Origin of the sequence: Paenibacillus shirakamiensis (assembly GCF_017874255.1) — a bacterium.
GTDB classification, from domain to species: domain Bacteria; phylum Bacillota; class Bacilli; order Paenibacillales; family Paenibacillaceae; genus Fontibacillus; species Fontibacillus shirakamiensis.
On record NZ_JAGGLD010000007.1, the window covers coordinates 59,526 to 80,705 of the forward strand.

Genomic DNA, 21,180 nt, shown 5'->3' on the forward strand with positions numbered 1-21,180 from the left:
GTTCTGGACATCCAGAATATCGGCTTGTTTATACTTTATTTAGTTTCGGAGAGCTTCTTCTGACTCCCACTTATGAAGTTTTGAATATACTCCAATTGCTCTTCCGTAGGCATTACCTTCTCATGTTCATTAAATCTAGCAACGGCTTGATCCATTGAAACCTCAAGATCCACAATCTCACCTACTCGCACCAATTCATCCATCCAATGCCATAATTCCGCATGCGCCATTGGCTCCTGATGGCCTGTTACATAGTAATCAACATCATACTTTCTTATTTTATCTAATAAGATCGTGAGTTCGTCCAGATCATAACTCCACTCTCCGCTGTAAAAGTCCTGATAAATACAGTCCCCCAGAAACATGATCTTCTCCTCTGGAATATATACAATCAATGAATCCTGTGCGTGGACTCCCCCCACATGCTCAACGATGCAAGTGACCCCGCCTAGATCTAACTCCATTTTGCTGTTGAAAGAAATATCCGGGGTCTTCAGTTTCAATTCGTCCCTTGTTGGCATTTCTCGCTTGATCATACTGCTGCAGAACTCAATTTCTTCGCCGGTTTCTACCCGAGCATCTAGTGAGGCGTCATCCCATGCTAGCGTTGTTAAATACTGAATTTTCTCCTTCGTTAGATCATGACTAATCGATAATAGTCCCATCGTATCCATTCCGAATATATGATCCCAATGCCAGTGCGTAATGACGACGAACTTAACTGGCGAGGCATCCATCCCCTCAACAAGCTGAAGGAAATCCCTTGCATGGGCAGGAGAATTTCCTGAATCCACAAATACGCTGTACGTATTCCCACAAATCAAGCCTAGTGCCGGCCGATCTGTTGCAGAATACTGCGGCATATAATACACCTTATTTGAAAGCTTTTTTAGCAATGAAAATACCTTCTTTTTTTGTTATTTAAAATTTTTTAAAATTTAATAATTAAATCTCGACCCTGTTTATTATATCCGTTTGTTCGAAATTATCTAAATTCGGTATTTCGTAGTGTACCAGTCTATCTGATCTGATAGATCTTACTCGTCAAACTGATCTCATCTTAGTACCCGTTTATTATAATAAATATATACAAATCTACTTGATTCTCCCTACTAAAACATAAATAATGGAATCTATTATGAGGCTCAGAGAGGATGTCTATTCGCTTGAACATACTGATTGTGGAAGATGACCCCTACATAACCAAGCTGTTACTGTCCTGTATTGATGAAATAGATGGCTCTATCCGTGTAATCACTGCTACAAAATCAGGTGAAGCTTGGAGCATTGCCTGCAAGGATCAGATTGACCTGTTCATCCTTGATATTCAGCTATCTGATTACAAAGGAACGACGCTTGCTCATCAACTACGCATCATGGCTCCATATAGCTATACACCGATCCTCTTTGCAACCGCACTCGCGGGCAATGAATTAACCGCATTCCGGGAGATTAAGTGTTACGGTTTCCTAATCAAGCCATTCACGAAAGATGAGGTAATTAGCGTCTTAACAGACACCATTCGCTATAGTCAGCACCTTACCTATGAGCAAAAGCACACACTTCGTATTGAGCAAAAAAGTCACATTTTCGAATATGAGCTGCAGCAGATTGTATATATTGAATCTTTTGGCAAAAATTTAGAGCTTCATCTTAGGAACAGCAAAGATCAGACAAGTTCTGAACGAATCTCGGGATTGTCGCTAAAAAAGATGTTAGAGCTATTAGGTTCTTCGTCTTTCGTACAATGTCACAAAAGCTATATTATTAATACTTCATATATTACTAGAATCGACAAAACCCATGGAATTGTGGAACTTACAGATACCCTTCACCCTATCCCTATGGGTCAAAAATATAAAGATAACTTAGTAACCAGAGGTGCGAAATGATCTATCTTCAAATCATAGTGGACTCCATAATTATGATGTTCCTCTGTTACGCACTGGCAGGGCACGCTATTCGATTAAATAAACCCACCGTAACTTGGTTTCTATGGTTCAGCATCTTAAATCTCTGGCTTCGTATGCTAGGTACTAGCAGCCCTGATCCATTTGCAGGTCTTGAAATGAACAACTTTGATCTCTTACCCGCAGATAATCCCTTTATTTTGATAGTATTAATACTTTGCTTGTTCATGTTGAACAGTGAATATATTCGTCCTCTATCAAATATAAAAGTGATTGTGGTCACGATGCTAAGTTTCCTGATATGGATTCTGATCCGAACCTTCAGCATCTCAGCAGTTGCTATGGTTCTGAGTATGAACCATATAGCCTACCCTTATGTTCATCAAGTATTTACTATAGTATTGGCCACCCTTTTGTATTACTTCCTCATCATAAGAAATGGCCATCGCTTCCTAGCGGATCTCAGTGGATTGTTCACAAAAATTATCATTATTCAATCCTCTATTGCAGTCCTTATTATCCTCGGCTATTCCAACTTCAGTACATCCTTTGTGTTAGAAAATCTACTGTTCATTGTTATTGCGTTCTCCTTTGTGATTAGTATGAACATTTGGATTATATTTGAGCACCGTACACGAGCTCGGCAAGAGACCAAGTTCGCCGCGATGGAGCAGTATCTACCGGTTATTGACGAACTCGTCTCGGAGGTTCAGGCAAGACAGCATGAATTCCATAATAAGCTGCTTGCGATTCATAGTATTGTCGAGACTTCGGTCAGCCTCCCTGAGGCGCGATCCCTCATATCTACCTATACCAAAGATGTCATGATGCAGATCGAAATTCGCGAAATTTTACAAATGGATAATAAAGTTATTGGAGGATTTCTATATACAAAAATGAAGTTAGCGAAATTCAAAAAAATTAAATTAACTACCCACATTCACGCTGGCTTTATACCGATGATTACGGACGAACATCAAGTGTTGGAAATTTTGGGGATCTTGCTGGATAGCGCGATAGAATCTTCCTTTCCGCAGGATGAAATTGTTCTGACCGTTCAGCGGTCAGATGAGCATTTATGGACAGAGATGACCGTCATGAACCCTCATGCCCATTGCTCTACCAACGAATTCATGCAGATGTTTGCCACGGGTTATACCACAAAGAGAGATTCTAACGAGACCAGAGGATATGGACTCTATAATGTGAAGCAAATTGTAGTCCAGCATCAAGGTAAAATCATTACCCGGAATACCATGTTCCGTGGAATTCCTTACATCTCCATAGGTGTGCTAATCCCATAATATACGAGTATGAATAAGGGTTGTACGGGAACGAAGCTACGTTCATTCCTGTACAACCCTCGTTCGTGCCCAATCTATTGTACCTACTGTAGGAGCAAGCTATAGTGTAGACACAACAGCGCTTTATTGACGAGTACGGCGGTGTAAGACTTAGGGAGGATGATTATGAAAAATTTGCTTTTGCTTGAATGGACCAAATTAAAATGGCCTGTACTTGGCACACTTATAACCTTAACGCTTGCCGTCTCCATCCTAACTGGAACCCTTTATCGTGACTACTCGCTGGAAAAGGATTTAGAAGCTTGGGAGATAGGCATCTCATTTATTGTATTTATATTTCCAATCATCGCTGTCATTCCGGTATGTTGGCTGATGTATTACGAGAGGAAGGACAAATTTCTATGGTACACCTTAACAAGGGTTAGTAAAGGGCAGTATATTTTAGCGAAGTGGATCGTCGTAGCCTCCAGTTCATTTGTCATCATGTTCGTAGCTATGAGTTTTGGTGTGATTACGGCATTATATATTAAGCCTGATATTATTCCGAAATTATATTTACTAGATTCCATAACTGGACAACCTATGCCTAGATCAGAGAAATATCATTTTATGGGCAGTTTTTTTGTTCACCATCCACTACGATATGGATTACTATTAAGTTTTTGGCAGGGGATCTTATCCGCCATCTTGGCCACATTAGGATTTGTGTTTTCCTTATATATCCGTAATATTTTTGTGATTCTGACCGGGCCGTTCATTTATGTTATAGTAGAAAATTTTATTCTCAACACGCTTAATTTGAAACCCTATAGGATCTATATAAGTTTCAATCCTGATTCCTATAATGTAAAGAGATTTGGTACTTTTCCGCTATTATGCGGCCCATTGTTGGCCTTATTATTCATTACATTTGTATATATATATTACCGGAAAATTAAAAAAGTAACGGTCTATCCGTCTTAGGAGGGATACCTATATGAAGGCTGTTTTTATACGAAACGTCCGCCGGTTCCTGTCAGGAAGATTAGTTTTTCTAGTCCTAGGGTGTGCCTTATTCACTCTTAATGAACGACAAGGGTTTCCCTTATCCTATGACAATTTTATACTTTCCATGATTTCCAACCACTACTATATCACTCCTTTCTTGACGATTATGTTCTTCTATATTCTCTATCACTATTTCGAAGATGACTTGGACTACGTTCTTATTCGCATGACATCGTATTCCCGTTATTTCGCAGTAAAAGCAGCAGCCTTATCAGTGAACATGACCCTATTCGTACTCATCCAGTTAGCAGTATTCCTTATTATAGGCATGGGATTGCCGAGAGGATCTACCATTCCCCCTTATGCGCCAGACTATTTACTTCTTATAGGAACGTATTTCAGTTCACCCTGGCAGGCAATATGCATCACCGTAATCTATATGATTTTCGGACTTAGTATTCTAGCCACACTGTTCATGACACTACATCATTTTCTAGAAAAAAGGGCCGTCGCTGTTATTACCATCATGCTGTATATTCTCATGGTCTTTGCTATGAAATCCAAAATACAAGGACTCACACGTATCCCATTTCTATTCATTAACAACTATATTATTTTTATGTATAACTTAAGTTATCCCTATGCTTTACTAGTGAGTCTGATCTCACTGAGCATGATTGTGGCTGGTATTGTATTCTTCATTAATAATTACTGGCAGAAAAGGACTACATGGAAATGAAGTGGATAAGCAAAGGAATTACACCCTATTACCTAGCGCAACTGTATTCCTCAATGAACCGACTCCTCATGATAGTATTTGTCCTTGCATTCACCCTATGGAACTTGGTAGAGATGCGTTCCATACCGGATAGCACGGTAGAGGATGTCCTAATTCATACCTTTTGGGGACACGGGCATAGCTATGTTGAACCTCTTCCCTTTTTTGCGATGTTCATGAGTCATATTCTCCCGATCTATATGCTTAGTACATTTCTCGAACATGAACAAGAAGGCTACAGCCTTATACTCACCGTCCGCTTACGCTCCAAGAGACGCTGGGCTTTATCTATACTCGGCACTAGCACTTTGTTTTTGATTAGTTATTCCCTTCTATTACCTACATGCAGCCTTTTCATCGCTATAATCGCTCGCATGCCTTTGGGAAAAAGCATAGAACATCCGAATACTCATCTAGGCACTACTGAACTAGTCCTATATATTACGGGCATGACGGTACTTGATCTCATGTTGCAGTTTTTCTTTCTGTTCGTTATTTTTCTACTGTACCGTCAAGTGACTATCGGGTTTGTTGTCATTTTGCTCCTGTATGGCCTTTACCTACTTCCCTTCTCATGGGTCCAATACACGCCTGTGGGCATGTCTAGTCTGTCACAGCACTCCCTTTTTACTAATGGTAGTCAAGGACTCTCTGAGAACTTTATCCTGCTACTCCTTGCTGGATTAATAGCTCTCCTGTTGAGTTATATCCTGCTAGCTGGCTACAAAAAAAGATTCCAATAAAATCGAACGTGAGGTGTCAAGCATGACAGAAATTAACGTTGCAGGTGTATCCAAATCTTTTCATGGCCTACCCGTCTTAACTAACATTCATCTGGAGATTGAAAAAGGAACCACGGTGGGCATTGTAGGAGCGAATGGGAGTGGCAAATCGGTGTTATTTAAAATCATCTGTGGATTTATAGCTCCCGATCAAGGCAGCATATATGTAAGGAACAAACAATTGGGGAAAGATATTGATTTCCCTGAACACATGGGTGTACTCATTGACTCACCAGCTTATATTAGCATTTATAGCGGATTCAAAAACCTAAAGTTTCTGGCTGACATTAAGCGCAATATCGGCACAGATGAAATTAGAGAAGCCATGCGTATTGTGGGACTAGACCCTGACCTTAAGACAAGGGTGGCCGACTACTCCCTCGGCATGAAGCAGAAACTCGGCATTGCCCAAGCGATTATGGAAGGTCAGGATATTCTTATTTTGGACGAGCCATTTAACGCCTTAGATTATCAGACCTATAACGATATCAAGGAAATCATGCTTCGGCTCAAAGCAGAGAATAAAACCATGCTCCTCACAAGTCATAATTACGAGGATCTAGATTCTCTCTGTGATGTCCTATATATCATTCAGGGCGGCCATCTGGAACAACTGACCGAGGAACTCAAACGGAAATACTTCCGAAGAGAATCTTCTTCAACCTCCCTCTACTAAGGATCTAAGGAATATGGATCGTATTAGACTCACCCTATGTATTCAGCCATAATCAGCTCCATATTATAAGGAGTAATCCCGTTATCCAGAGAAAATACGGTGTCAGCCTGATCAGCGGTGACTAAGCCGCCCACTCCTCTTGCCTCAGCATGCAGTTTGAACAAATCATAGAGATTCGGTTTGCGTAAATCAGTCAACGCTTTGCCCATTAGAATCATACCTTTCTGATTCCCTTCTACATTGTTGTAGTCATGTGGATTTCGGCTTAGCGCTAAATCTGTCCAAATTACCTTGCGCTGGACCAGATCCAGAATCATCGGTATTGCAATTTGCGTATCAGCAGTGACATCTATTTTGTTAGCTACTGCAAGCGGTTCGAATAGTTCACCAGAACCTGGTTCCTTACGCATACTCCATCCCATAAAGCATTCCGGCAAGTTACAATACGGTTGATTCGTGAAAGAATGAAGAGTAGCTACAACATAACGCCCACCATAATGGACAGTCGAGGGGATATGGAGATCAATAAATTCGCATGCCCCTTCTGGAGCCGTTACGATATCTCCACTATGGATAGCTTGGTACTTTGAGGATCGCAAATTTGTATAAGAAATGTGCTCCACATAGTTCCACTCCGCATCATATATGACCGCGGACAGATCAATATCTACTCGGTCCGTCGATACACCTTGTACCATCCCCTCTTTCCACCAACTGAAAAAACGCACGGTATTGCCTTCCCGTAACTCGACTTGGCTCCCACGAACAATTGTATGCAAAGCTTTGCTTGCCGATCTCTGGGAGAAAGGTACATTATATTCCATCAATCGTTCATCCAAATATACTTTTCCCAGCGAAGGAAGCTTAGCGAAACGTTCTACAAGTACACGCTCACATGCTTGCACTACAGCTTGGCAGATCTCTATTTCGATCTTAGGAAGTATATTCGGAATAGCAAAGGCCTTAGCCACGTTTCCTTTTGGGAAGAATACTCGCAGTTCAGGCGGTGCATGGCGATGGTTAAAATGGCTGATCACCTGAAGTAATACAGGTGTCGACACTTGATCCGCAACTTCACCGAAAGCCTGCACTACATCCTTCGTTGGCTCGGTTGAACGCAATAGTTGATCTAATCGTCTTGCAAATTCACCAGGTCGCTCCTTAAGCAGATCGAGCAAAACCTCGAACTGACGATACCGAAAGGCCAGTTCAACGCTTCCGTTAAACGTCGAAAAAGGTTTTTTATTACGCAGTACATCAAACGCAACCTTACAGTTTGTGAACTTATGCTTATACTCCGATGGATGCAAAACTTCACCTAATCGTACCCAGCGATCCCGGTATTTCAGCATATCCTCTGTCATAGGATGACAGCGTTCGAGTAGACCAAGTAGCCATCTTCTCTCACTGCGCTTGAATTTGCGAAAACGCGTAGCCTGAGATAGACTAACATCGCCATCTGACCAAGCTACAGCCAGACGAAGCACATCAGTAGCCGTTCTCATATATCGTCCAACCATCTCTAGACTCGCCTTGTCGTGCTTCAATAATGCTGCGGCCACAAATCCTACATTCTCCTTGAAAGGGATCTCTAACGGAAGAATCTCTACTATGTCTTCGGGGTTTGCAGAGGCTATGGCCAAATCTATATCTTTTTTATCTGTGTCAGAGATCGATCCCTTAGATTGAATTAGTTGACGTATCATCGTGTAAAACTCCGCATTGCTTCCTAGATCAATTACTTTTAGCTGAATATTATCTACAAATACAGGTCTATCTTTAACCTCATACGCCTGCATATCTAATGTAATATAATGGTATATCTCATTCAGATACAAGTCAGCATCATGCATCTGCATGACCTGATCTGGGAAATTAGGATACATCGGACAGTATGCCACATGTGCCCCTACCATGACCCTTAGATCATCAATTAATTGATCATATAAGGATTCGAATTGCTCTACTGTTAATGATCGTAAAGCTTGCATTAGTGGATAGGAGAAGGTATAACCGAGATATTCTATATTTTTCATAGCTGTTGCCACATGAGACTGCGGAAGCTGAGCAGCAAACCCTTTATTCTCATCGACTATCAGTTTATTCGCTCTTCTTACATAGATAGAATTATTCGTCATAAAAAGAGTCCAGGAAAGCCATAACCCTAATATCCTCATGAAAATCCGCTAGAAGGAAGGATTATGATAGCCTGGACACCTCCTCTCGTAAATGAGATGCATCAGGAAAGCCGCGACCCTAAATCTAAGGGAGTGAGAAGGAAGGATCGCCATAGCCTGAAGATCAACATTCAGAATCATTGATTCCGAATCTTTGATATGCTCATCATCCCATACCTCACTGTAGCCAAACAGGGTGAAAGTATTACGATATCATTAATTGTCTGGAAAAGTACCCTCTTACCCATCTCCAAAACTGCACAGAACCCTCCATATTTAACTAAACAAAATGATAGCTACCCCAATAAAAAAGACTGCTCCCCAGCCCGTGGCCAGAAAACAGTCGCAACCTATCAATATTTTTCAGAGCTATTACACTCGATTACACTTAAAATTATTCAACTCTCAGCGCATGCTTACGAATCAAAGAAATCTGTCCTGCATGTAGGCCTGAGTGGTACATCGTTCTACCTAAAGCTTCACGCGGAGTGGAAGGACCAATTGGGGAATCTACAGCTACATCCCAAGCCTGCTCTGGTAGATTGCGCATAGCATCCGTCAAGTGAGCATCGGAAGCAGCTGAGAAGGCAACTATCTCTTCGGCCGTGTATTCCGCTTCATTGTCCAATCCACCCTTGCCATTAGCAAGATACTCAATATGCTCAGGGACTGGGCTTCCAAAGAACCAGCTTGCGAACATATACTCCACTTCCGCATTATGCCGAATCATATGACCGATCGACGATGCGTCGGGAGCAAGGCGTAAACCTAAGTCTTCCTGCGGCAAGCCTTGAATCATCTTCTGATACCTTTCACGTATCGTACGCCATACAGGATGAATTTCTACGTAACTCATACCGTCACACTCCTATTTTGCATCTTTCTTATCCACGACAACATGTTCGAAGCGATCGCCGCTCAAATCAACGTCGAATGCTTGTCCGAATCCAATTACATAGCGCCCTTCAAGAGGGGTCAGTTCGAACAAGGAGAAGTCTAGGCCGCGAAGCATACCCATCATTTTATCTCCAAATGCTGAATCGAATGCCGCAAAAATCTCCTCGTGCCCTTCATTCCCTAGATTCTTAGTCGTACATACCCAACGTGCACGCTCTCTAGCAAAAATGTTCTGAGCCTCAGCTTCATCATTAATCAGCATGACATGAACTTTAGGACCCGTCTCTACATAACGATAATGATCCGAAATACGGCTGATATAGATGTAAAGCTTATTGTTCAGGTGAACGTAAGGTGCATAGCTGACGAAAGGTACGCCATGCTCATCTTGGGAACTAATCACAAGGGATTTGCGGCTATCAATGAACGCTAAAAATTTTTGTTTTGTTTCTTCAATGTTCGGTTGTTTCATAAGTAGGTCCTCCTAGTGTAAGGGAGCTAGCTCAGTACGAGTACTTGCAGCTTCCGTTTTTTTATTAATATAGATTCGCATGCTGTCATCCACAGCATGATGTGTAATTTCTGCTTCCACGCCATATACATCTCGAATCAACTCCGGGGTTAATACATCCTTTGGACTTCCGGTCATCATGACCTGTCCGTCTCGTAGCACACAAATCCGATCGCTGTAGGCACTGGCTTGATTCAGATCATGTAAGACCATGACAACGGTAATGCCTAACTCTCGGTTAATGGAACGAACCAGTTCAAGCACTTCAAGCTGGTGAGCGATATCCAGATAGGTCGTTGGTTCGTCGAGCATTAAAATTTTCGGTCGTTGGGCTAGCGCCATAGCGATCCATGCTCGCTGAGCCTCGCCTCCCGATAATGATCCTACTAAGCGCTCGCGATACGTAGCAAGGCCGGTTCGATCTATGGCCCAGTCTACGACTTCTTTGTCGCTAGCATCTAGCCGTTCGTACCATTTTTTATGAGGTAATCTTCCATAAGACACAAGCTCTTCCACGGTCATATCCCCAGGTGTCTGATTAGACTGACATAACATACACAACAGTTGGGCCACTCTCTTATTACTCAGGGTTCCAATTTCCTGACCACCAATTCGGACACAACCTCGTTCGCACGGAATTAGACGAGACATGCTTTTAAGTAACGTGGACTTGCCTGAGCCGTTAGGGCCAATAATAGATACAATTTCGCCTTCTTGTACTTGCAGCGTAATGTTGTCAATAATCGTGCGTCCATCATACTTGATGGCGACAGACTGTGCTTCGATCATGTCAGACCTCTCCTTTGCGCATTAAATACAAGAAGTACGGGCCACCTACAATCGCCATAACGATTCCAGCCGGGATGTCCAGTGGTGCAAATAACGTACGTCCTACTGTGTCAGCCACTACTAGAACGATACCCCCCAGCATAAGACTCATCGGGATGAGCCGACTATAATTAGATCCCACGAAAATACGAGCCATATGTGGTACAACTAGGCCAACAAAACCGATCAAGCCAACCACAGAAACAGAGACAGCCGCGAGATATACGGCCACGAGAGAGAGCAAAATACGAACCTTCGTCATGCTCTCCCCCAGATTCACAGCAACTTGTTCTCCAAGCCGTAATGTATTGGCTTTGCGAATGCAGAAGAAAGCAGCAATCCAACCCACGAGCGAATAAGGCACGATCGTCATGGCGTCGCCCATGCCTTTACCAGATAGACTACCATTCAGCCATTGCAGCGCGCCTGGAAGCTTTTCACTGTACAAAATCGACATCAGACCAATAAAACCACCGAAAATCGCATTAACAGCCACACCTGACAGAATTACACGAATCGGCGTTATACCACGCTTATTCCAGGAGAGTAAATACACCATAGCCGAGGCAATCACGCCTCCGCCAACGGCCACAACCGGCAACATCGAGCCAAATTCAGGCATTACGAGTAGTACGAACAGGGCGGCAACAGCCGCACCGCTCGATACACCAGTTAGACCGGGGTCTGCTAGCGGATTGTTCATCACCGCTTGGAGCATCGCTCCGGATATAGCCAGATTCGCTCCGATGAAGAGTGCCAGCATCACACGAGGGATACGAATGTCCCACATAATCGTGTCGTATTGACCCGTTGAATGGCCGAACAATGTACTTAGCAAGTCTCCAATTGGAATTTTGACACTTCCCAAGCCAATAGAAACGATCACAACGGCTACTAATACTACAAAAGTGATAACCTGGGTAACTCTATTCGACGGTCGCATTGTTGGAGATTTCATCTTCTGTTCCTCCGGGATGTCTTAGTTGGCTGGGAATAGCTTGCTTGCAATTTCTTTATAAGCATCAGGAGCTTTCACAATAGAAGCTACACCGAACAAGTTATAATCAAGCGCTTCAACACGGTTATTTTTGAAAGCATTCATTTTCTCCCAAGCCCCGTTCTTTTTCACGTCAGCTTCAAATGCTTTCTTCGCTGCTTCTGGGTCTCCATGGGCTACAAGCAAAATGACATCCGGATTCGCTGTCACAACACTCTCCATATCAAGCGGTACATAAGTTTCCTTGGACTTCAGCACGGAAGATACAATGTTCGTAGCTCCCAGCTTCTTCGCCAAGCTACCCGGGAATGTACTCTCATTCATAAGCATGAATGATTCTGCAGATCCGAAGAGGAACATCACTTTAGGCGCAGTTTTCCCTTCGGCTTGCTTCACTGCTGCCGTTTCTTCCTGTGTCAGACGATTGATCAGTGCAGTAGCTTTGGCTTCTTGACCATATACCCGACTTAGTACTACAAGGGAGAGCTTCAAGTCATCGAGTGAATCTGTCGGAAGATAGATCAAGTTAAGCTTGGAAGCACCGAGTTGTTTGTTCAGGCTATCTTCAATGGATTCTGGACCTAATACAACGTCGGGTTGCAGGCTCGAGATGACTTCGGCATCAGGCTTAAGTGCTGAACCAATTTTAGTAACGCTATCAAACGCGGCAGGAAGCGCAGTTTTGGAAGTAGGTACACCAACAGGTACTACGCCAAGTGCATCCAGCATCTCAGCGATAGCTACAGATGTAACCACAACTTTCTCAGGCTTCTTGTCGCCAAATTTTGCTTGAAGTTCTTTAGCTTTTGTCTCGTCTACAGCTACAGCCGTTGTTGAATCGCTTGATGGCGTTGAAGGAGTTACATTTTGATTGTTTGTAGTTTTGCTAGAGTCGCTCTCCGCCGGTGTTGCATTATTGTTGCCACATGCCGCTAGAACACTCAGTGCAAGAATTGAAGCTAGAAGTAGTGATGGTTTTTTGAATTTTGAAGTCATAGTATGTCTAGGCCCCTTTAATATTGATAATCATTATCAATTAAGATTATCATATATATGGCTACCAAGCAATAAAAATATTATTTTTAAAGAGAAATTATGCATAAATATACAAAACTTCCGTTGTGCAGCTTTCTTCGCATTCCATGTATGTGTCAAAGAGACAATTTCAAGTGATGACCCTGTGCTAAATTATAAACAAAGGGGCCATCACTTATTATATATTCTGGTTAGAAGAAGGGGCCGTTGTTTTCGAGCTTGAGTTTATCGCCAATAGAGCATAGGTTCTGTATTCTTCAAACCATGTATTTGTGTCCCATTGGGCAGATTCTCTTATCTAAAAATGTATCAAAATTAGCTTTCGCCTCTCTGTTATCATTTAATCCATTACCTAAGATATGAGTAAATATAGATCTACAAAATAATCAGAAAAAACCCCCAAGATAATTGATCTTGGGGGTGGGTTGGATCTCTAGTTATACGAGTCTCTTACCTATGACTCTATTAGAATATAATACCGATGACAATTGCAGATAGAACGCTTACAATTGTGGCGCCATACAATAATTTTAGACCAAAGCGTGCCACAATGTTACCTTGTTTCTCATTCAATCCTTTTACTGCACCTACAATCGTACCAATGGAACCAAAGTTCGCGAAAGAGATTAGGAATACGGATACAATAGCGACCGTACGCTCACTCAAGTTACCTTGAATCTTAACAAAATCAAGCATAGCTACAAACTCATTTGCCACAAGCTTCGTCGCCATAATGCTACCTGCATCAACGGCTTCCTTCCAAGGTACACCGATAAGGAAAGCGATAGGAGCAAATACATATCCTAAAATAGCTTGGAACGATATGCCGAATACGCCACTAAAGACTCCGTTAATCAAAGCAATGATCCCTACGAAACCAATTAACATAACTCCTACTACGATGGCTACTTTGAAACCATCCATAATATATTCGCCAAGCATTTCGAAGAACGTTTGTTTCTCTTCCTGTTCTTGTACTTCAATAATATCTTCTTCAGGCGTTACTTCATAAGGATTGATAATGGATGAGACGATAAAGCCACCAAATAAGTTCAAGATCAAGGCTGCTACTACATATTTAGGTTGAAGCATTGTCATATATGAACCTACAATGGACATAGATACCGTTGACATTGCAGACGCACAAAGTGTGTACAGGCGATGTTTCGGCAAGGCTCCAAGCTGGTTTTTCACCGAAATGAATACTTCGTTTTGCCCTACAATGGCTGCTGCAACCGCGTTATACGATTCCAATTTTCCCATGCCGTTTACTTTACTTAAGACTAGACCAATATATCTGATGATAAAAGGTAGAATTTTATAATGTTGCAAAATTCCGATTAATGCAGACATAAATACGATAGGCATTAAGACAAACAGGAAGAACGTATGGGCGCCTTCATTCGCAATCCCACCAAACACAAAGTTCGTTCCTTCATTGGCATAATCAATTAATTTTTTAAAGCTATCAGCAAATCCCTTGATTAGGAATTCACCTACGCTGGTCTTAAGAATTAGAAGCCCCAGAACAAACTGGATCACAATCATGATCACGATAGGTCTGTATTTAATCTTTTTCTTATCATTGCTAGCAAGCCATGCCAACAACAGGACAATAACCAGGCCGACTACAGAAATTAGATAATGCATCGTGTTTCCCCCAAATGTATCAATTGTGTGTTACGTGACCCTAGTTACCCAATACGGTATTCAGTGCAATTTCGACCATATCATGAAAAGATTGTTCACTTTCTTGATGGGTTAAGTGTTCCTGGGTCAACAATTGACTGCCTACAGTTAACATAGATAGTGCCTGTACACCATATTTAGCGGCTAACGTATATAAGGCTGTGCTCTCCATTTCAACCGCCAAAACACCGAAATCCATAAATTTGTGAAGTCGATCCATGGTTTCACGGTAGAATTCATCAGAATTATAGATGTTACCCACGAAGACATTAACCTCTTTGCTTTGGGCTTGCTGATAAGCCGCCATTAACAAGGAGAAATCAGCCGTAGGTGCATAGTTGCAACCATGGAAGATTTTTTCCGTCATATTACTATCCGAAGACACGGATTGAGCTAATATAATGTCACGCAGTTTGAGTTCTTTCTGCATGGCGCCACATGTACCGATACGCACTAACTTCTTCACTTCATAATCCACAATCAATTCTGTTGCATAAATACTCATGGATGGGTTCCCCATCCCTGTCCCCTGAACAGACACGGGCATACCCTTATAGGTTCCTGTATATCCATACATGCCTCTAACTTCGTTATAACAATAGGCTTCATCTAGAAAATGTTCTGCTACAAATTTTGCACGCAAAGGATCTCCTGGAAGCAACACTCGTTCTGCGATTTCGCCCTTTTTTGCGGCCAAATGCCTACTCATATTTCATCCCCCACTATCTCATGTTCGTCTTAATTAAATCTTTCCGAAAACGCTTCCACTTGAGCTGCTGTTAAGTAGTACAGTTCCGAAACTACTTTGAGCATAAGGTTTTTCATCAGGACAAACTAGACCAAAAACTTACGTAAGATACGGAAAATAATTGGTCAAATGTTTAAAGCAAAGCTTGTCGAATGTTGTCTAAATCTCTTCGGGACGGAATAGTGGAGATGATAACAACAGGCACAGTCTCAAGCTCCACGGGGATGTTACTAATCACAAAATCAATGTGATGATGCTGCATCATCTCGTCTGTTAAGCCTTTCATAATGGAAGTATCTATAATCAATTGATCACCAATTTCCTTCTTAATCATGTCTGCGATGTAGTGACGAATGGAGAATTCTTCTCCAATGACCAAGAATGCCCTCTTGCTCTTATAACGTAGGCTTGAACGAACAATTAATGTTAGTTTGGTAATATGGACATCATTGTATGAGACTGATGGGTAGGCTTCATTCCACGTGTGCATACAGGTCTGTAGCTCTTGGTAAATGGACTGGCATTCCTTTTGCACATAGGTAGATAAATTGCTTTGGGAGATCAACATCCATTCAGGAATGGCATTATCGATTAATAGCTTGTCAAAGAATCCGTACACCTCTAAAGTAAATCGTTCACTCGTATCTAGATTCGGAAAGGCATCAGTCAATAACTTAATAAGTAGATTGCCCATGGAATATTCTTCTCTGGCCTTGTGTAATTCAATTTCTTGATTCGGTGTGATATCTGAGCCTTCGTAGTAATGATACTGACTGAGACTAACCAGAGACTGGATGAAGAAGATCTCACTTTTGGAGAATTCAATGGCAAACGCATCCTCCAGACGCTTCGCTAGAGTAGTTACGGGTACATAAAAGAACCCCTTTTCCCAAGGGTAACGATGTTCGTCGATGTTAACACATTCTCCCTTGGCTACTCTTTCGACCATAATGGCTAGCAGGAAAGCCAATCTTCTTTTGGAATTGATAAAATACACGATATTTTTCTCATTTTCTATATTCGTAATGAACTGATCGATATAAGCAAAATCAACCTGTTCAAAGGGCCATCCTGTGAACTCGTACGCATCGCCATATAATTTCCAATAGAAATAGCGAATGTTCATCTCATTCCCTTTGATCATAGGAGTCGAATAGGTAATCCGTAACTTATACGCCTTGAGATCTTGATTATTCAGCTGTACAATCAGTTTCTTAAGAGAAGAGGTGCTCATATACATTTCTCCAGCTAACTCTTCTACGGACAGGCTACCCCCATTTATGAACAGAACATGCATTAACCTATAAAAGATGGTATTTCTGAACATTGTAGACAATACTTCACTAAGGGTTGTATTCCCCCCCTCACGACGCAGAAATATCCCCTTCCCTCTGGAGACCTCAATGGTTACCGCACTGGGTAACTGCTTGCTGATCTCCTCGACCATCTTGCTTACAGTTTTCACGGAAATCCCTAGACTTTTTTCTATTTCGGTTAAGGTAAACCATCGTTGTTCCATATCCAGCATCGTTAGGAGTTGGCTAGCCAATGTGAACCCCTTGTCCATGTTCCCCACCCTGTTTCGTATAGTTTGTATATATATAGTATAAACAAGCATCCATGTTTTAGCCTTTTGACGTTATTCTACTGTGCAGGAAAGAGACCAAAAAGTCGATCCCTCCTGTTGGGAAGAATCGACTTTTGAGTCTGTTACTTGTATCATTTTAACATTTCAATGGAGTGACTATATTAGTATTAGATCTCCTTTAATTAATTCAGTTGTTTAACCATAACTCGTTCTCCATTGACGTCTAATTCTCCATTAAAACGGAAACCGAATTTCTGATATAATTTTAGGGCTATTTCATTGTCATCATAAAGACTGAGATAGATTTGCTCGCAGTCATACAGACGGACCAGATGATCTATGAGCGATTGTAGCAGAATTTTGCCCCATCCCTGGCCTTGATACTTCATATCTATAAGATATCGATCTAACCATACCCGCCCATTGGGCTTCTCTTGTGGGAAATATCCATACATCGCAAACCCGACCAACAGCTCATCAATATACAATCCTACCGGCCTGAAAAATGTGCACTCTTCCGCTTCCTGCAAACATTGTAGCGGGGTTTCGATGTAGGTCTTTTGGGATTCATCTACACGCAATGAAATAATGTCGTCCATGTTATCTTGATTTACTTCCTTAATTGCTATCTTCATGTGTGCCACCCTCTTGGAGTCCAGAAGAATACGTGTGTTCCGTCCTTTTGGTTTGATTTTAATTGTACATACATCTAGACTAAGGGGTGCCCTAACAGGATAGTCAAGTAGGAGGAACTAGATATGGATCATCGCCCGCAACATTATGTGTCCACAGGCCAATTCGCGAACATCTGCCATGTAAACAAAAAAACGCTGTTCCATTATGATGCAATTGGGCTGTTCAAACCAGCTTTTGTCGATGATAAAGGGTACCGTTATTATTCATTAAATCAATTGGATTTATTTACGATGATCTCTTCATTAAAAGAATTAAGTGTACCCTTAAAAGAAATCAAAACCTACATAGATCAAAGAACACCCGAACTCATTCTAGATCTATCTAGAAAAAAGATTCATGAGGTTGATTTGGAGATGGCTAAACTCAGCAAAATCAAACATGTTTTTGAAGAAACACTTCTGTATACAAATCGAGGGTTAAATGCATGGAAGGATGGCATTCGGCTTGAAGAGCATGAAGAAGAATACATCATTGTAAGTCCCGCCATCCAAGTATCGGATAGCGACAATCCCATTGAATGGTTGGACTTTTTCACAAATTTCGAACATCTTACTTTGTCTATGAACACTTCTTTTGTAGGTTCCATGGTATCCCGTGAGCATGTATTAGCTGGACGTTACGAATCAAAAAGTCATCTATTTGCCAAAACAAAGACGGATGAAGATCGACAGAGGGCCACTATACTTGTAAAACCGAAGGGCAAATATGCTGTAACTTTTCATCATGGAGGTTATGATACCATCGGAGCCACGTATGAGAAATTGCTTGTATACATCACTGACAATAAACTTTCTATGGGTGAGTTTTCTTTTGAGGAGTATTTAATTGATGAGGTGGGCGTCCAACAAGAAAAGGATTATGTTACACAGATTAGCCTAGAAGTTAAGTGATGGCTGTTCTTTGACCGAATTTCTCGTTAAGACACGCAACATCCTCTAATTTAAAGACTCTGGGAGTCGGAGGAACATTTTATTGCACAGTATAAGATCAAATTAATTGTTAAGCATGTCGGATTATGTGGCATCTCGAAGTTACTGCTGACGCCAAGTCGCCGTTCAGCCCCTTAGAAGTTCCTGAACGGCGAAAATTGATGAATTTGTGAATATCTCATTCTCTTGGTCAGGTGATTGTAACTTCATGCGTTCGGTCTACGCGCTTTTCATTTTCCAACTAGCCAATAACTATGATCCTGAACATAAAGGTTATTGTTCTAATCCCTCTTATAATTAAGTTCTCTAGTGTGCTACTACTTTTCCGAGGTTATCCAGCATAATTGTTGTACCGTGTTCCCGGATTTCAAGCGTATCTTGTCCATCCAAGAAGACAGCCTGTTCTGTAAAAATGAGCCTCGTTCCCCCTTCTACTTCAACAAGCTCGACCGTAGCCACGGAGACGGAAATACGCACTTTGTCTGCATCCATTGTATAGGTGTAGACAATTCGTTGCTCTGGAACAAGCTCCTGATAGACAGCATCGAAAATAAAAGTTGGCCCTTCAGGCGGTCCTCCCTCAGAGTACTCGCGTCCACCTATCCGAAAATCAAAGATTTCAGGCTTGGAGAACCACTTTGCCTTGACCGTTGAATCGGACCATGCTTGATATACCCGTTCTGGCGAAGCGGCATAAGTCCTCTCTACCACAAACGTACCATGCTTGACGAATCTTTCATTCATTCTTATTCCTCCTCAGGATTCTCGACTCTCATTCTCCTTAGTAAGCAATTCTCCCAGTAGCTCTAGATGTCGTTCCCAACTTCTCTGCCGAGCTATGACGGGCTTCTCCACATCTATCTTCATTGCTTGTAATAGGCTTGTGAAATCCTCCACTGTGACTTTGTTCTGACCCTGCATAAGTTTGGAAATGTGTCTGAGCTTTTCTAGTAGTTGCTGTTGCTGCCTAATTTGTTCTTGAATCTGATGTATTTGTAAGCCTATGATCTCAAGCGGACTGAACTGTTCACTGCTTAAGGCCAGTTGGATCTCCTCTAGTGACAGACCTAACTCTTTCAGAGATATAATCTGATGCAAACGCGATACATTCATCTCGTTATATAATCGATGGCCTGCATCCGTCTGACCTGATGGAGATAACAATCCAAGTTGATCATAATAATGCAAAGTTCTTACGGTAAGCCCCGTTAACTTGGCAAGTTCTCCAACCTTCCACAATGATTTCATTCACCACCTCCATCCTTTGGCGCTAGCTGTTATGTACCGGTAAATTCATTGTAGAACATGACGCTACGTCAGGTGCAAGATACCTGATTATAATTTTAGGGAAAATATTTATCGATAAAGAACAAAAAACCATTTTTTAGAATACGTTTAATTTAGCTTCAGCATTAAACAAAACAGTGTCGAAATCAAGACCACCGGGATTTAATCAGAGCATAATCCTGTGCTCCATTATATTTTTCATGCTGATATGAGACTTAGAAGGCCCTAACTGGATTAAAGAATCTTGAAAGTCGGCCAGCTCCTCAATGGATGCCGTTTGAACTTTGATCAAATAATTGTATTCCCCGCTTATTCGATACAAGTCGGTGACTTCCTTTGCCTCTTCGCAAAAATCAACAAGATTCTGACATTGCTCCGTCTTGAGTAATATAAATGTTGTTGTACCCCGATGTAAATTTTTCAGATTCAAGTCGGCCCTGTAACCGTTAATAATCTGTTTATCTTCCAGCTTCAACATTCTTTCCTTCACCGAAGGTTGGGACATAGTGATTTCTTTGCTGATCTGAGCTACAGACATTCGCGCATTATGCAGAAGCAATTGCAATATCTTTTTATCTATTTCATCGATAAAATGTTCCATTCTCATCCTACCTCCCATAATTAAGGCATAAAAGCAAAATTAACTTATTTTAATACTCTTTACAACCTAATCTCCTCATATCTGTTATGTATTTCAATGATCTAACATTTGTATACTATAAGCAACTGTTAGTAAAGGGGATGAATGAATGAGCATCAACGGAATTGCACATGTGGCGATCCAAGCCCAAGATTACAAGGCAACCATCTCTTTTTATACAGATGTATTAGGCTTTAAAGTAGGTCATCAGTGGAGTCTGCCTTCCTTTCACATCAAAGAAGCGTCCATGCTAATTGCCCCTGATCTACGAACCTGCCTTGAAATTTTTGATAACGAAGCTACTATCCCTGCCCAAGGGAAGAAAGCCCCGTCAGAGCAAGATATAGCACACGGAGCATTATTGCACTTGGCCTTCTATGTTAACAATGTCGATGAAATCTACCAAAAAGCCCTGGCTCAAGGAGCAAAGGCTTATATAGAACCAGATTCGCTTTCACTGGGTGAACCCCCACTTGTAGTCAGGAATGCCGTCATCCATAGCCCTAACGGAGAAGTGATTGAGTTTATTGAAGAGGTGAGTTTTGATAGGTCAGGTTAAAATGAAGGAATAAACTCTAAGTACTACATTTCTTAGATTTATTTTACACCTAGGTTGATAAGAGCAAGCAAACTATGAACCTCCTTTAGAAATTAATCCCTAATCCGCTTTAAGGTTAACCTTTCCCATAGGAGTTCGGCGGCCTATGCCTGAATAGGATTG

The 21,180-nt window shown here is 41.6% G+C and carries 22 protein-coding genes; 8 read left to right on the forward strand and 14 right to left on the reverse strand.

Annotated features, from left to right (window positions below; genetic code table 11):
- Positions 1-35: 35 nt before the first annotated feature.
- Positions 36-896, reverse strand: a complete 861-nt coding sequence (locus tag J2Z69_RS16230; protein WP_209864999.1) for an MBL fold metallo-hydrolase — start codon at positions 894-896, stop codon at positions 36-38.
- A gap of 258 nt (positions 897-1,154) precedes the next feature.
- Between J2Z69_RS16230 and J2Z69_RS16235 the strand changes: the two genes are divergently transcribed.
- The 6 genes from J2Z69_RS16235 (at position 1,155) to J2Z69_RS16260 (ending at position 6,437) form a co-directional block, all read left to right on the forward strand.
- The gene (locus J2Z69_RS16235; RefSeq protein ID WP_209865002.1) at positions 1,155-1,892 is read left to right on the forward strand and encodes a LytR/AlgR family response regulator transcription factor; all 738 of its coding nucleotides are present in this window, start codon (positions 1,155-1,157) and stop codon (positions 1,890-1,892) included.
- The gene (locus J2Z69_RS16240) at positions 1,889-3,214 is read left to right on the forward strand and encodes a sensor histidine kinase (protein WP_209865005.1); all 1,326 of its coding nucleotides are present in this window, start codon (positions 1,889-1,891) and stop codon (positions 3,212-3,214) included. Before J2Z69_RS16235 ends, J2Z69_RS16240 begins: the two co-directional genes overlap by 4 nt.
- Positions 3,215-3,379: 165 nt before the next feature.
- On the forward strand, positions 3,380-4,177 hold the full coding sequence (locus J2Z69_RS16245; protein WP_209865007.1) for an ABC transporter permease: 798 nt from the start codon (positions 3,380-3,382) through the stop codon (positions 4,175-4,177).
- Positions 4,178-4,325: 148 nt separating this feature from the next.
- On the forward strand, positions 4,326-4,940 hold the full coding sequence (locus J2Z69_RS16250; RefSeq protein WP_209865010.1) for a hypothetical protein: 615 nt from the start codon (positions 4,326-4,328) through the stop codon (positions 4,938-4,940).
- Entirely contained in the window at positions 4,937-5,722 is a 786-nt protein-coding gene (locus tag J2Z69_RS16255; protein ID WP_209865013.1) for a hypothetical protein, read from the forward strand. The genes J2Z69_RS16250 and J2Z69_RS16255 overlap by 4 nt, the downstream gene beginning before the upstream one ends.
- 22 nt (positions 5,723-5,744) lie before the next feature.
- Entirely contained in the window at positions 5,745-6,437 is a 693-nt protein-coding gene (locus tag J2Z69_RS16260; protein ID WP_209865016.1) for an ABC transporter ATP-binding protein, read from the forward strand.
- Positions 6,438-6,466: 29 nt separating this feature from the next.
- Here J2Z69_RS16260 and J2Z69_RS16265 read toward each other — a convergent pair whose 3' ends face one another.
- The 10 genes from J2Z69_RS16265 to J2Z69_RS16310 form a co-directional block, all read right to left on the reverse strand.
- Positions 6,467-8,575: a TerD family protein gene (locus J2Z69_RS16265; protein WP_209865019.1), complete on the reverse strand. Its 2,109-nt coding sequence runs from the start codon at positions 8,573-8,575 to the stop codon at positions 6,467-6,469.
- A 433-nt stretch (positions 8,576-9,008) separates the two neighbouring features.
- Positions 9,009-9,470 (reverse strand): DinB family protein, encoded by a 462-nt coding sequence (locus J2Z69_RS16270; protein ID WP_209865021.1) that lies wholly within the window; start codon positions 9,468-9,470, stop codon positions 9,009-9,011.
- A gap of 12 nt (positions 9,471-9,482) precedes the next feature.
- Positions 9,483-9,983 carry a HugZ family pyridoxamine 5'-phosphate oxidase gene (locus J2Z69_RS16275; protein WP_209865024.1) on the reverse strand — a complete coding sequence of 167 codons (501 nt, stop codon included), beginning with the start codon at positions 9,981-9,983 and terminating at the stop codon, positions 9,483-9,485.
- A 12-nt stretch (positions 9,984-9,995) separates the two neighbouring features.
- A complete protein-coding gene (locus J2Z69_RS16280; protein WP_209865027.1) occupies positions 9,996-10,811 on the reverse strand; it encodes an ABC transporter ATP-binding protein in 816 nt (271 codons plus the stop codon).
- Between the two features lies 1 nt (position 10,812).
- Complete coding sequence (locus tag J2Z69_RS16285) at positions 10,813-11,808, reverse strand: FecCD family ABC transporter permease (protein ID WP_245339409.1); 996 nt, start codon at positions 11,806-11,808, stop codon at positions 10,813-10,815.
- 21 nt (positions 11,809-11,829) lie between these two features.
- The gene (locus tag J2Z69_RS16290; protein ID WP_209865030.1) at positions 11,830-12,843 is read right to left on the reverse strand and encodes an ABC transporter substrate-binding protein; all 1,014 of its coding nucleotides are present in this window, start codon (positions 12,841-12,843) and stop codon (positions 11,830-11,832) included.
- Between the two features lie 504 nt (positions 12,844-13,347).
- Positions 13,348-14,532, reverse strand: a complete 1,185-nt coding sequence (locus tag J2Z69_RS16295; RefSeq protein WP_209865032.1) for a NupC/NupG family nucleoside CNT transporter — start codon at positions 14,530-14,532, stop codon at positions 13,348-13,350.
- Between the two features lie 40 nt (positions 14,533-14,572).
- Positions 14,573-15,280, reverse strand: a complete 708-nt coding sequence (deoD, locus tag J2Z69_RS16300) for a purine-nucleoside phosphorylase (RefSeq protein WP_209865036.1) — start codon at positions 15,278-15,280, stop codon at positions 14,573-14,575.
- Positions 15,281-15,452: 172 nt separating this feature from the next.
- Positions 15,453-16,868, reverse strand: a complete 1,416-nt coding sequence (locus tag J2Z69_RS16305) for an AcpB/EbpR/MafR family transcriptional regulator (RefSeq protein WP_245339410.1) — start codon at positions 16,866-16,868, stop codon at positions 15,453-15,455.
- 221 nt (positions 16,869-17,089) lie between these two features.
- The gene (locus J2Z69_RS16310; protein ID WP_209865043.1) at positions 17,090-17,542 is read right to left on the reverse strand and encodes a GNAT family N-acetyltransferase; all 453 of its coding nucleotides are present in this window, start codon (positions 17,540-17,542) and stop codon (positions 17,090-17,092) included.
- A 123-nt stretch (positions 17,543-17,665) separates the two neighbouring features.
- Here J2Z69_RS16310 and J2Z69_RS16315 point away from each other — a divergent pair, with 123 nt between their 5' ends.
- Positions 17,666-18,493 (forward strand): MerR family transcriptional regulator, encoded by an 828-nt coding sequence (locus J2Z69_RS16315; protein ID WP_209865045.1) that lies wholly within the window; start codon positions 17,666-17,668, stop codon positions 18,491-18,493.
- Positions 18,494-18,838: 345 nt separating this feature from the next.
- Here J2Z69_RS16315 and J2Z69_RS16320 read toward each other — a convergent pair whose 3' ends face one another.
- From J2Z69_RS16320 to J2Z69_RS16330, 3 genes are all read right to left on the reverse strand, one after another.
- Entirely contained in the window at positions 18,839-19,276 is a 438-nt protein-coding gene (locus J2Z69_RS16320) for an SRPBCC family protein (RefSeq protein WP_209865048.1), read from the reverse strand.
- A 12-nt stretch (positions 19,277-19,288) separates the two neighbouring features.
- Positions 19,289-19,780 carry a MerR family transcriptional regulator gene (locus J2Z69_RS16325; RefSeq protein ID WP_209865050.1) on the reverse strand — a complete coding sequence of 164 codons (492 nt, stop codon included), beginning with the start codon at positions 19,778-19,780 and terminating at the stop codon, positions 19,289-19,291.
- Between the two features lie 205 nt (positions 19,781-19,985).
- Positions 19,986-20,420 carry an Lrp/AsnC family transcriptional regulator gene (locus J2Z69_RS16330; protein WP_209865053.1) on the reverse strand — a complete coding sequence of 145 codons (435 nt, stop codon included), beginning with the start codon at positions 20,418-20,420 and terminating at the stop codon, positions 19,986-19,988.
- A gap of 148 nt (positions 20,421-20,568) precedes the next feature.
- Between J2Z69_RS16330 and J2Z69_RS16335 the strand changes: the two genes are divergently transcribed.
- Entirely contained in the window at positions 20,569-21,018 is a 450-nt protein-coding gene (locus J2Z69_RS16335) for a VOC family protein (RefSeq protein WP_209865056.1), read from the forward strand.
- Positions 21,019-21,180 lie beyond the last annotated feature (162 nt).